General features: G+C 63.7%; 12 protein-coding genes and 2 tRNA genes. 4 read left to right on the top strand and 10 right to left on the bottom strand.

All coding sequences use genetic code 11. The features are described from left to right. Positions 1-42: 42 nt before the first annotated feature. Positions 43-1,527 carry a hypothetical protein gene (locus KW830_RS17965; protein ID WP_218333920.1) on the bottom strand — a complete coding sequence of 495 codons (1,485 nt, stop codon included), beginning with the start codon at positions 1,525-1,527 and terminating at the stop codon, positions 43-45. 167 nt (positions 1,528-1,694) lie between these two features. Continuing rightward, a complete protein-coding gene (locus KW830_RS17960) occupies positions 1,695-2,237 on the bottom strand; it encodes a ferritin-like domain-containing protein (RefSeq protein ID WP_218333919.1) in 543 nt (180 codons plus the stop codon). Between the two features lie 205 nt (positions 2,238-2,442). Between KW830_RS17960 and KW830_RS17955 the strand changes: the two genes are divergently transcribed. Beyond that, positions 2,443-2,697 (top strand): hypothetical protein, encoded by a 255-nt coding sequence (locus tag KW830_RS17955; protein ID WP_218333918.1) that lies wholly within the window; start codon positions 2,443-2,445, stop codon positions 2,695-2,697. A 114-nt stretch (positions 2,698-2,811) separates the two neighbouring features. On the opposite strand, the gene KW830_RS17950 is transcribed toward KW830_RS17955, so the two are convergent. The 5 genes from KW830_RS17950 to KW830_RS17930 form a co-directional block, all read right to left on the bottom strand. Continuing rightward, positions 2,812-3,171, bottom strand: coding sequence for a hypothetical protein (locus tag KW830_RS17950; protein WP_218333917.1), 360 nt, complete (start codon positions 3,169-3,171; stop codon positions 2,812-2,814). A 328-nt stretch (positions 3,172-3,499) separates the two neighbouring features. After that, positions 3,500-3,576, bottom strand: a tRNA-Met gene (locus tag KW830_RS17945). Positions 3,577-3,726: 150 nt separating this feature from the next. After that, a complete protein-coding gene (locus KW830_RS17940; RefSeq protein WP_218333916.1) occupies positions 3,727-5,010 on the bottom strand; it encodes a TRAP transporter large permease in 1,284 nt (427 codons plus the stop codon). A gap of 27 nt (positions 5,011-5,037) precedes the next feature. Next, positions 5,038-5,553 (bottom strand): TRAP transporter small permease, encoded by a 516-nt coding sequence (locus tag KW830_RS17935; protein ID WP_218333915.1) that lies wholly within the window; start codon positions 5,551-5,553, stop codon positions 5,038-5,040. A gap of 197 nt (positions 5,554-5,750) precedes the next feature. Further along, positions 5,751-6,737 (bottom strand): TRAP transporter substrate-binding protein, encoded by a 987-nt coding sequence (locus KW830_RS17930; protein WP_066535310.1) that lies wholly within the window; start codon positions 6,735-6,737, stop codon positions 5,751-5,753. A gap of 518 nt (positions 6,738-7,255) precedes the next feature. Here KW830_RS17930 and KW830_RS17925 point away from each other — a divergent pair. Continuing rightward, positions 7,256-7,642, top strand: coding sequence for a hypothetical protein (locus KW830_RS17925; protein WP_066535313.1), 387 nt, complete (start codon positions 7,256-7,258; stop codon positions 7,640-7,642). Between the two features lie 221 nt (positions 7,643-7,863). Here KW830_RS17925 and KW830_RS17920 read toward each other — a convergent pair whose 3' ends face one another. The 3 genes from KW830_RS17920 to KW830_RS17910 form a co-directional block, all read right to left on the bottom strand. Next, positions 7,864-8,667, bottom strand: a complete 804-nt coding sequence (locus KW830_RS17920; protein WP_066535315.1) for a MetQ/NlpA family ABC transporter substrate-binding protein — start codon at positions 8,665-8,667, stop codon at positions 7,864-7,866. 245 nt (positions 8,668-8,912) lie between these two features. Then, positions 8,913-9,233 (bottom strand): single-stranded DNA-binding protein, encoded by a 321-nt coding sequence (locus KW830_RS17915; protein ID WP_066535317.1) that lies wholly within the window; start codon positions 9,231-9,233, stop codon positions 8,913-8,915. 138 nt (positions 9,234-9,371) lie between these two features. After that, a tRNA-Pro gene (locus KW830_RS17910) sits at positions 9,372-9,448 on the bottom strand. A gap of 569 nt (positions 9,449-10,017) precedes the next feature. On the opposite strand from KW830_RS17910, the gene KW830_RS17905 reads away from it, so the two are divergent. Both KW830_RS17905 and KW830_RS17900 read left to right on the top strand, forming a co-directional pair. Next, complete coding sequence (locus KW830_RS17905; RefSeq protein WP_218333914.1) at positions 10,018-11,358, top strand: cytosine permease; 1,341 nt, start codon at positions 10,018-10,020, stop codon at positions 11,356-11,358. A gap of 228 nt (positions 11,359-11,586) precedes the next feature. After that, complete coding sequence (locus tag KW830_RS17900; RefSeq protein ID WP_283338732.1) at positions 11,587-12,018, top strand: SH3 domain-containing protein; 432 nt, start codon at positions 11,587-11,589, stop codon at positions 12,016-12,018. The last annotated feature ends 148 nt before the right edge of the window (positions 12,019-12,166 follow it).

The raw sequence follows: 12,166 nt of genomic DNA, 5'->3' as shown, positions 1-12,166 counted from the left end.
CCTTTGGCGCTGCGCGCAGCAGGCACGCTGCGCCCGGCGGCTTCAGGCGGTGGGCTGCAGGATTTCCAGCTGGCTGCGGTTCACCGGGGTTTCCTGCTCTTCTTCCACCTTGAAGTTGACCAGCTTCTTCATGGTCTGCAGCAGGTTCTGCTCGGTGGTCCGCTGGGCATCGCTCACCCGCCCCTCCACCACGGAGACCGTGGTCCGTTTCTCCGTGCTGTCGTTCACGGTAAAGACATCGTAGTTCCCGGAACTCATGTCCAGCATGACGTCGCCGCGCGACTTCACATACTGGGCCACCAGGCTCTCACTTTGCTTTTGGTCGAGTTTCCAGGTATCGGCCTGGGCACTGGGCACCAGGGTCGTCTCCTGGCTGAGCTGGTAGGAGGCCGTGCCTGTTTCCACCACGGCCCCGAAGCGCCCCGTGCGCTCGAAGGCGCCGCTGAAGCTGGCGTTGAAATCCGCCAGGCCGCTGAGCATTGGATCGATACGGCCCGACAGCGGGTTGCCAGACAATGCCGCAATCCGTGCGCCCGTGGCGCCTGTTGCGCTGTGCAACTGGCTGAATGCGTCCTTGAACAGCGTCACCAGACGGCTGTCTGCATGGCTGCGCTGCGCTGCGGCATCCACTTGGCGCAGCAGTTCGGTGACGGACGCTTGCCGCTGCTTGTCGTCCGTCCGTCCCAGCGGCATCTGTGCGTCCACATCCACGTCAACCTTGCCCAGCGCGCCGGCATAGGCAATCGCATTGCGGTCTGCGCCCAGGTGCAGGTCGAAGGAAGAAAGCAGCTCGCCCTCGCCCGGGTTCTTGACCGAAAGGTCCACGCTTTTGAGCACGTTCCGGTCGAAATTGGCCAGGTCCGCAATGTCCATGCGGGGCTGGTCGGCCTGCCCCAAGCCTTCCAGCGCCTTGTCAAAGCCCTGCGCCAGCTGGGCCAGCGCCCGCTTTTCCGCACTGCTCAGCGAACCGGAAGCCTTGATCTCCACCTGCAAGCCATTGCGGCCCAGAACGCCGCCCCGGTCCACAGCCAGCGTGAGCTCCACCGTCGTGCCCGAGCGCGTCTGAACCGTGAGGCTGGCCTTTGCCACCGTGCTGCTGAAACTGTCCAGCGCCGCCTGATCCAGCTCTTTCGCAGATCCGGTGCCCATGCCCGCGGCGTCGTAGTTCACCAGCGTCTGCCGGTAGGCCGTGCCGGTGGCCGCAAACTGGCTGAGCACGGCACTGCCGAGCCCGCGCCACTGCGCTGCCAGGCCATCGGACTGGCGGCGCGCACTGTTGCGGACCATGATGGCACTCACATCGTCCTGTACCGGGTTGGACCATGCCTGCCGGTTCTGGGACAGGGAGGCCGACTTGGCATAGGTGACGTCCGAGGCGACGCGCGTATCCACGCTCACCACCGTAGAGCGCGCCGGTGTGGTGCTAACGGCCACGCTTTTCACTGCCGCAGTGCTGGGCGAAACCGTCACACCCTGGTTGACGTCACCCGCCAACACGCCGGTTCGGATTGCAGAAATAGTGCTCACAGCCAGTTTCGCTCCTTGCTACAGGCTGCAACCATGCGGCCTCTCTGCCTGTTATCGGCAGCCTGGAGCGATTCTGAAGGCCTTGCGCACAAAAATCACCCGATCCGCGCCCGTCGGCACAGACGGGTGAGCCAGCGCAGCACGGTGGACGGATCGCCTGGCGCGGCTTATCGGGCCTTTTTCATCCAGTCCGAAAGTTCGTCGGCATGCTCCTGCTCCTGTTCCAGAATCTGTTCGATCATGCGGCGTGTGGTGTGGTCCTTGTCGCCGATCAAGTCGACCATCTGGGTATAGGCCTCGATGGCCACGCGCTCGGCCACCAGATTGGCGCGGATCATGGCGTGCAGATCCAGATCCGCGTTGTAGTCGGCATGGCTGCGCTGGGTCAGGGTGTCGGGGTCCAGGTTGGGCTCGCCACCCAGTTGCACGATGCGTGTGGCAATGCGGTCGGCGTGGGCCTGCTCCTCATTGGCGTGCACCAGAAATTCCTCGGCTATGGCGGGAGACTCCAGGCCCGAAGCCGTGAAATGGTGGCGCTTGTAACGCAGGATGCACACCCATTCCGTGGCCAGCGCATCGTTCAGCAGCTTGATGATGTCTTCACGGTAGGGACTGAAGTCCGGCACCACCGCGCCTTTGTCCAGGCTGCGCTTGGCAGCGTCCAGGCGCTTTTGATCCAGGGCCAACTTGGTCGTTTTTGCTTCCGTCATCGTGGGTTCCTTTATGGGCACCTGCTGTGGGCAGGTGTCTGGTGTCTGCACACCGTGTGCGAGACCTCCCCAACATAGGCCGCCCAGCGCCCCCTGTCTGTGAGACAAGCCCCCACATGCATTTCCACACAATTCAGAAGCAGGCAACTGGCCTACACACCCTGCTGCGGTGTCCATCCACACTGATCCGATACAGGAGTGACACATGACACCTCAACCCAAAGCCCCCCAGGGCACCCCCGCGGAACCCACGATCAACACCACACGCAAGCAGCAGCCTTCCGACCCGGGAGCCGCCGCCAAGCTGCCGCATGAGCGCGACCAGTCGGTGGACATGACGGATGGCAAAGCGCCCCCGGAAATGAAGCAGGCACACCAGGATCTGAAGCGCGGCCTCAAGGATACGGACGCCCGCGGTACGGACGGAAAGCCACTGGGAAGCAAGATCCCCACCAAGTAACCCCTAGCCCTTTTCTAGGACCGCTCTGGTTGCCTGGCTGCACGGTTTGCAGCGAGCCGGATGTCTGCGGCCCGTCCTGGCCGAATGCCCCGTGATCAGCCCGCCGCAGAGGGATCACTTCGTGCCCTGCCGGTCCTCTGTGCCCGTGCCTGCCTGGGCCTGATCGGGCTTGACCGCCGCGTCCGCAGCCGATCCCCCCAGGGCCCCGGCCACCGCACCGACGGCACTGCCCACCACCACCCCGACCGGCCCACCCACGGCAGCGCCCGTTGCCGCGCCTGCGGCCACTCCGGCAATCACCCCGCCGCCGACCCAGGAGGATTTGGTTTCCCGCGCGGCCTCCTCCGGCGTCAGGCCCACCTGGGCCGCGTCCTCGGGGTCTTGCGAAGGAACGCCGTGCCCGGGCTGCGCCTGCTCGCGCAGATCGGGGTCGGTCGGCGTGTGTGCGAAGTGGTCTGCTTTGCTGGTATTCATCTGCCTCTCCTTGGAAACATGTGCCAGGGCGCCAATGCCCTGGCTGCCTCCAGTCTTCAGCGGATGCCACGCAATGGCCATCGTCTGCCCCAGCGTGCTGCCGTCAGGCAAGGGCTCGTTTAACTTTCCATACAAAAAAGCCCCGGCGGTGCAGGCCGGGGCTTCGCAAGCTTCGAAATTAGCGCCAGGGGCAAAGCAGTGTTCCAACGGCTTCACCGGTTCCCAACACCATGCATCCTGCCACTGCGGTGTGACAACTGCGTGGCAGAGCTGCCATGCAGTGCAGAAAAACAAAAGCCCCGGTCATTGCTGACCAGGGCTTTGTCTTTGGTTGCGAAGGCTGGATTTGAACCAACGACCTTCGGGTTATGAGCCCGACGAGCTACCAGACTGCTCCACCTCGCGGTATTTCGCGTCGGGGATCAACACCTGCTTCGTGGCGCTGACCTGTTCCCGACAGACGTATAGTACCACAGGAAATAAAAGAGAAAATTTTCATTCCCAAAATAAATAAAGCCCGCGAACGACATCGCGGGCTTTATCAGATGGCGGCGCTCAGAAGCCCAGCGTGTGCGGCAGCCAGGTGGACAGTGCCGGAATGAAGGTCAGCAGCATCAGCACCACAAACTGCGCCAGCAGGAACAGCGGCAGCTCCTTGTTCAGCTCGCTCAGCGTGGTCTTGGTGGCCACACAGGTCACGAACAGCAGGCCACCGACCGGTGGCGTGATCATGCCCAGCGTCAGATTGACCACCACCACCATCGCAAACTGGATGGGATCAATGCCCAGGGCATTGGCAATGGGCGCCAGGATGGGCACCAGAATCATGATGCCCGGCAGCGGCTCCATGAAGATGCCGAACAGCAGCAGCAGCACATTCACCGCAATCAGGAACATGATGGGCGACAGCTCCCAGCTGATGATCAGCTCGGACAGGTACTGTGGAATGCCCTCCACCGTCAGAATCCAGGCGAATGGCTGGGACGCCGCCATCACCAGCAGCACCGAAGCGGTGAGCAGCGCCGAGCGCGAGGTCAGCGCCGGAATCGCATCCCAGCGCAGCGTGCGGTAGACCCACTTGCCGCAGACGAAGGCATAGACCACGGCCACCACCGACGCTTCGGTGGGGGTGAAGATGCCAAAACGAATGCCCACGATGATCAGCACCACCAGGCCCAGCGCCGGCAGCGCCTTGATGGTGTTGACCAGCATTTCGCGGCCCGAGGGGCGTGCATCGGTGGAGCGGTAGTCGCGCTTCTTGCTGACATACCAGTTCACCACGCACAGAGCGGCAGCGATCAGCAGGCCGGGAATGAAGCCGGCAATGAACAGCCCGCCCACCGACACGTTCTCATCCTGCAGCGCGTAGATAATCATGCTGATCGACGGCGGGATGATGGGCCCCATGATGGCGGCGTTGGCCGACAAGGCTGCCGCATAAGGGCGGTCGTAGCCGGCCTTTTGCATCATCTTGACCATCATCGCGCCAGGACCGGCCGCATCGGCCAGGGCCGAGCCGGAGATGCCCGAGAACAGCATGGACGAGCCCACATTGGCATAGCCCAGACCGCCACGCAGATGGCCGACAAACTGCGCAGCAAAGCGCAGCAGCACATGGGTGAGCGCACCGCCGGACATCAGCTCGGCCGCGAAGATGAAGAACGGCACCGCCATCAGCGGAAAGCTGTCGATGCCGGTGAACATTTCCTTGAACACCACCAGCTGGGGGTACTTGCCGCCCACAAAGATGGCGACCGCGGAAGAAATAGCCAGTGCAAAGGCGACGGGCACGCCCAGCACCATCAGCAGCACGATACAAACAAACAGGGTCAAAGCCATGGTGTGTTTTCTTTCTCTCAGCCCTGTTTACAGCGAGCCGGCGGCTTCGCCGTCGATCTCGTTGGATTCCTTGTAGGAACCGTCGGCGATATAGCCGCGTGCAATGAACAGCAGATGCACCAGCATCAGCACAAAGCCCACCGGCATGGCCGCGTAGATAAAGGAGATCGGGATGTCCGTGGCGGCCGTGCTCTGAAAGCGCGTGCGCCAGACGTAGTCGCTGGAGGAGATGGTCATGAAGATGAAGAACAGCGCCAGGCAGAGCAGCACCAGCGCGCGCAGCAGCTGTGCCGTGCGTGTGCTGACCGAGCGGTGCAGATTGTCGATGGCCACATGGCCACCAAAACGCAGCGCCAGGCCTGCGCCCAGGAAGGCCACCCAGATCATCATGTGGCGGGCCACTTCTTCGGCCCAGACAATGGAGTCACCCGTGGTGTAGCGCAGCACCACGTTGGAGAAAATGATGATGGCCATGGCCAGCAACAAAATAATCAGCACCCAGCGGTTGATTGCCACCAGGCCTTTTTCGATGCGATCGAGCATATGCAGTCACGACGAACCGGCCAGCTGCCTGCGCTGCCCGCCTGGTCCCATCGTTCCGTAAGGAGTCCAACACTGCCGGCGGACCAGGACCATTCCTGCCCCGCGGCGCTGCACACACAGCCCACAACGCATGCGGCCCGCGGCCCTCTTTCCAGAGGACGCAGGCCTGCAGTGCAGTCGCAAACTGCGCGTGCTACTTACTTCACGTTCGCGATGGTGTCCAGCGTCTTTTGACCGAACTTCTTGGCGTACTGCTGGTAGGCAGGCTCCAGGGCGGTGCGGAAAGCAGCCTGGTCCACCTTGTCGACGACCTGCATGCCATGGCTCTTGGCCTCTTCCACACCCTTTTTCTCCACAGCGTCCACAAAGGCGCGGGAGGCTGCAGCACCGGACTTCGCGCCTTGGGTAAAGGCGGCTTTTTCCGCATCGCTCAGGCCACCCCAGAAGCTGGGCGACATGATGAACACGACCGGCGCATACACGTGAGCCGTCAGTGTAAGGTGCTTTTGCACCTCCCACAGCTTGGTCGAGGCCAGCACGGAGATCGGGTTCTCCTGGCCGTCGATGGTGCCTTGCTGCAGTGCGCTGATCACCTCAGGCCAGCTCATGGGCGTGGGCGATGCACCCAGGGTGCGGAAAGCGGTGATGTGCACCGGGTTCTCCGTCACGCGGATCTTCAGGCCCTTCATGTCCGCCACACTCTTGACGGCGTGCTTGTTGTTGGTCAGGTGGCGGAAGCCCTGCTCACCCCAGGCCAGCGCCACTAGGCCGCGCTGCTGGAACTTGGCCAGCAGGTCCTGGCCGAACTTGCCGTCCAGCACGGCACGGGCATGGGCCGTGTCACGGAACAGGAAGGGAATGTCCACCACGCCCACTTCGTTGACGAAGTTGCTCAAGGCACCGGTGGAGACGATGGCCGCCTCCACGGTGCCCAGTTGCAGGCCTTCGATCAGCTCGCGCTCACCGCCCAGGGCACTGGCGGGGAACTGCTTGAAGCTGAACTTGCCGCCCAGCGACTTCTCGATGGCCTGCGACCAGCCATTGGCGCCGGCGCCATAGTGCGAGGTTTGCGGCAGGGCGTAACCCAGCTTCACTTCCTTGCCTGCGGCCATGACGGCCCCGGCAGACAGCGCGAGGGCGGTACCCGCGCAGGTGGCGATAAAGGAACGGCGGAACATGCTCATGGGGGGAATCCTTGTATGTCTCCAGATACGAAGCGGCAAATTCTAGACAGCGCCCGCTGCATCCACGATGGCGTCTTCCCTGGGGCCCGCACCCAGACGCGAGCCCCATGCCGCCCGTCGGAAATCCTGCAGAGCGTCTCCGCCCGCGCCTGCTGCCGCCACACCGCCACCCCACGCACTTTTTGCGTGCAGAAATAGATCTTTGCGCACAAAAGAAGCCACAGAAGGCGCAACCCTCACACATCAGAGATCCTGCACCCCATCTCCACGGGGTCACCGACGCCAGCGCGGCCACCCCACCCATCGCCGTTCGCGATGCCACAAGCCCCCACTTGGCATGCATCAAGGCGGCGCTTCCAGTCCTGTGGCAGGCTTTTTTCCACAGACGAGCGCCATCTCACCCCACCTCAACCCATCCGTCGCACAAACCCCAGGCATTCAATCCAGTTCCAACTCGAATTACATTAGCTTGCGTGCCACGCCCGCGTTGCGCACCAGTTGCTTTTCCCGAGATCGCCATGCCGCAGTACATCGCCCACAAACCCCGCCGCGCCAGTGATGAGAACTGGGTACTGACCGCGGTCTCCATCAGCCTGGTGGCCGTGCTGTGCATGTTTGCGCTGGGCTATTTCCTCAGCAACCACTGGCGCCAGGAAGCGCAGGAACAGCGCCAGCAGCAGCAACAGTTCGATGCCTACCGCCGCGCCACGGCCCCCCCGGCCGCGGCCCGCCCCACCAGCCCGCCCCTGCCGGCTGACATGCAAAAAGCCCAGGAGGTGCGCGCCCGCCTGCTGGCCAATCCCAATGTGACCCCCGGCCCCGGCTTTGACCGCCCCGGCGTGCAGTCCACCGGCGCAGCCATCGTCGATGCCATCGACACCGCCCAGGAACGCAGCGCGCGCTGAACCCCTGAGCACACCGGCAGCGCCGGATGCGGACACCACAAACTGTAGGCACCGACCACCTGCACGCCCCCCCCACTCACGCACGCACAGGCACGCTGCTGCGCGCAGACACAAAAAAAGCTGCCCGGTATGCACCTGGCAGCTTTTTCATTCCCCTGCCGCAGACCGGCTGCGGACGGGGGTGGGATTCGGCAGTGGAACGTCGAAGGCCTTGACCGCGATCAGAAGCCTGCAGCCACGGAGCCCTTGAACTCCTTGTCGATGAACTGGCGGATTTCGTCCGAGTGGTAGGCCTTGACCAGTTTGGCCACCCAGGGCTGGGCCTTGTCGGCTTCACGCACCACGATGATGTTCACATAGGGATTGTCTGCGCGCTCCAGCGTGATGGCGTCCTTCTTCGGACTCATGCCGGCGGCAATGGCGAAGTTGGTGTTGATGGCCGAGGCATCCAGATCGTCCAGCGAACGCGCCAGCTGGGCCGCATCCAGCTCCACAAAGCGCAGCTTCTTGGGATTTTCCACCACGTCCAGCGGCGTGGCCTTCAGGCCGACGTTGGGCTTGAGCTTGATCAGACCCTTGTCCTGCAGCAGCAGCAGCACGCGGCCACCGTTGGTGGGATCGTTGGGAATGCCGAACTTGGCGCCGGACTTCAGGTCTTCCAGGCGCTTGACCTTCTTGGAATACAGGCCGATCGGGAAGTTGACCGTGGGTGCCACGCTCACCAGCTTGTAGCCACGGTCCTTGATCTGGGCATCCAGATATGGCTTGTGCTGGTAGCTGTTGGCATCCAGATCACCGGAGACCAGGGCCGCGTTGGGCTGCACGTAATCGCTGAACTCCACCACCTGCAGCTTCAGACCGTCGCGCTCGGCCACTTTCTTGACCTGCTCCATCAGCTGGGCGTGGGGGCCGGCGGTGACGCCGATCTTGATCACTTTGTCTTGGGCCTGGGCCACCAGCGACAGGGTGGCGACAGCGGCCACGGCCAGGGCATTGCGGAAGAAATGGCGCTTGTTCACGGGTATCTCTCAGAGCTTGGGAAAAACCAGCAATGTACCCCGCTTCCAGGCCTGCAGCTCAGAATGCTTTTTCCGATGCATATCGATAAAAGGCATAAAGCGCCGGGACACCCCAGGCATCGGTACAGACCGCTGCGGCTGCGCCAACCGTCTGCGGTCTGCGGGCTTTCTGCGGCATGCATGTGCTGCATACCTTAAAAAATGCCGGCACTGACTGACGCGGGACCATGCCCATCAGCAGCGCACTGCGCTCAGTTGTAGTCCTGGACCGCTTGCTTGACCGGCAGGGCCAGCACCCGGTAGGCCACCACATCCAACGCGGCGTGGTTCACGCCCTGGCGGTCGGTCCACACCTTGGGGGTCATGGGGCCGGTCAGGCTCACGGCGTCGCCCTCTTCCAGTTCACGCAGCTGGTTGCACGGCACGGGATCGAACGCCACCACGTTCACAAACAGACTGCTGCCGTCATTGGCTGTGGCGCGCATGCGCGCCACCATGAACAGCTTGCCAAAACGGTCGGTGCGCTCTTCGGGCGTACCCGTCAGGCGACCTGCAATCAAACCTTCGATCATAAATATGCACTACCCGTCGGGTGTTGGCGTAGCGGTCGGCACGGGCCGGTTGCTGGCCATGTTGTCAATACAAAAAAATCAAGTCTCAGACGCCAAAAGGGCCAGCAACATTGTTGCTAGCCCTTTTGCTTTTATAAATGGTCGGAATGGCGGGATTCGAACTCGCGACCCCTTGCACCCCATGCAAGTGCGCTACCAGGCTGCGCTACATTCCGACAGAAACTAGATTGTACGCTACAAAAATGAGTGCTAAAAACAAAATCAGCAACTTTTTTTGAAGCCGCTTTTGAAGTCTTTTCCTGGTGTCCCAGGGCACAAGGGACTGGGTGAAACACTTCAGAAGCGAAGCCGTGATTGTAGCCAAGTTTTCCGACCCGAATCGGTTCGCGCTGCAATTGCGCGCTGTTTTTTGCGTTCATGCGCTTGCGCGGCCTGCTCTCGCACTCCCCGCCCTTGCCAGGCCCATCCTCCCCAGGCCTGCCCCTGCGGCGCCTGTTGCCATATACATGGGCGGCGCGGGTGCTCCCGTACAATCGCCGCCGCAGTCTTGGCGGACTGCAACCGCTAGGGGTGTCCGTGCCGCAGGGCATGGGCTGAGATCACACCCTTTGAACCTGTTTCGCGCACCACCGGTCCGAGAGGATCGATGGTGCGCATCGAGATCATCCTCGCGCAGGGAAGCCGAACCATCTCGGTGCCAGCCAGCCGCCAGGGACTCCCCTGCGCAGCCCGCCCGCGCACCACGCTGGCCACGCGCCCTGCTTCGTATCGATACGGAGCATCCATGTCTTCTTCTCCCTCTTCCAACGCTGCCGGGCACAGTCCGGCGCACAACCAGGCACTCACGCAGGTGGCCGCCAGCGAACGGGTATTCGCCACCCACGACCACGCCTCCCTGTGGTTCAGCCTGGGGGTGGGCCTGCTGGTGATGCAGGTGGGCGCCTATCTGGTGCCGGCCCTGGGCCTGCGCGAAGCCCTGTGGACCATTGTGCTGGGCTCCATCGTCGGCGCCGGCCTGCTGGCCTGGGTCGCCAAGATCGGCTGCGATACCGGCCTGGGCAGTGCGGCGCTGATGCACCATGTCTATGGCAGCCACTTTGCCAAGCTGCCGATCGCGCTGAACCTGGTCCAGCTGATGGGCTGGGGCACGTTCGAGCTGGTGGTGATGCGCGACGCCACGCTGGCCATCAGCGGCCAGTCCGGCCTGGGCTGGATGCTGGGCGCCACGGCCCTGTGGGGTGCGGTGGTGGCGCTGATGATCAGCGGCTCCATGATCCAGCTGGTGCGCAAACTGATTGCACGCATCGCACTGCCCTTGGTCGTGCTCTCGCTGCTGTGGCTGAGCTGGCATTTTGCCGAGCGCGCCAGCGCCATCGGCTGGGACAGCCTGTGGCAACGCCGGGGCGAAGGCGGCATGTCCTGGCTGTCGGCCATGGACCTGGTGATTGCCATGCCCATCTCCTGGCTGCCACTGGTGGCCGACTACGCCCGCCATGGCAAAAGCGGCGGCAGCGCGCTGCGCGGCACCTGGCTGGGCTTTGCCGTGGCCAACTGCTGGTGCTATGGCCTGGGCGTGCTGGTGGCGCTGACCCTGCCGTCGCAGGACTTGCTCACCGCCTTGCTGCTGGCCCAGGGCGGCCTGATTGCGCTGACACTGATCCTGATCGACGAGGTGGACAACGCCTATGGCGACACCTATTCCGGCAGCCTGGCGCTGCACAGCCTGCTGCCGGCCTGGAGCGTGCGCCGCTGGGGTCTGCTGCTCACCGCCCTGTGCACCGCCCTGGCCCTGGTGCTGCCCATGCACAGCATCGAGCCGTTCCTGCTGACGCTCAGCTCCATCTTTGTGCCCATGTTCGGCGTCATTCTCGGGCGCCTGGCGTTCCAGTCTGCCGCCGACCGCGCCCAGGCCGCCGCCCACTGGATGGCCGGCGCCCGCCCGCTGCACCCGGTGTCGATCGGACTGTGGCTGGCCGGCATTGCCTGCTACCACGCCATTGCCCACTGGCTGCCACAGACCGGTGCAGCCCTGCCCACGCTAGCGCTGTGCTTTGTACTGGCCTGGACCACACGCGCAACAACTTCCATAGCAGGCTCCACCCCCGCAGAGCGCCACAGCGCCTGAATTTCCGGGAACTTTCGGCGCAGCGCGGCACTCCAGCCAGAGATGCACCCCGGCAGGCATGGCCCCGACGGGTGCAGCATCCATCCACAGCGCGGCGCCCGATTGGCTGGCTTGAGGGCAGACAGCGGCACCGCGCACCACCCGCACAGGAGTCTTTGCCGCGTGTTCACCGCCGCCCTACACCGCGTTCACCGTTCCATCCGTTCATCACTTCCCCACGCCCTGCTGGTGGCTGCCACCCTGGCCGCCAGCTGGACCGCCCTGCCCAGTGCCGCCCGGGCACCGGAGTTTGTCAGCGTCAAGGGCAACAGCGCCAATGTGCGCGCCCAACCCCAGGCGCGCGCCCAGGTCCAATGGGAGCTGTCCAAGGGCTACCCGCTGCAGGTCACTGCGCGCCAGGGCAACTGGCTGAAAGTGCGGGACTACGAATCCGCCCTGGGCTGGGTCTACCGCCCCAACACCAGCACGCAGGCCCACCATGTGGTCAAGGCCCGTACCGCCAATCTGCGCAACGGCCCGGGCGCCAACCACCGCGTGATCGGCAAGCTGGAACAGCATGAAGTGGTGCGCACGCTGGAAAAGCGTGCCGGCTGGGCCAAGGTGCGCAGCCCCAGCGGCACCCAGGGCTGGGTGGCACGCAGCCTGCTGTGGGGCTGGTAAATCGGTCTGCTGCGGCAGGCTGTTGAACGCAGCCTGCCCTGCCGCCCCGCCTGAGCGCCACCCGCCAGGGCCTGCACCCGGATCAAGATCCCCAGGCCAGCTTGGCCGGTGGCTCTTTTTTTGACCGCTGTGTCAGCTGGCTCCATCG

This window comes from Comamonas sp. CMM03, assembly GCF_019218715.1.
Classification (GTDB): domain Bacteria; phylum Pseudomonadota; class Gammaproteobacteria; order Burkholderiales; family Burkholderiaceae_C; genus Comamonas; species Comamonas terrigena.
Note: the sequence above shows the minus strand (reverse complement) of the source record. Positions and strands in the feature narration are given on the sequence as shown.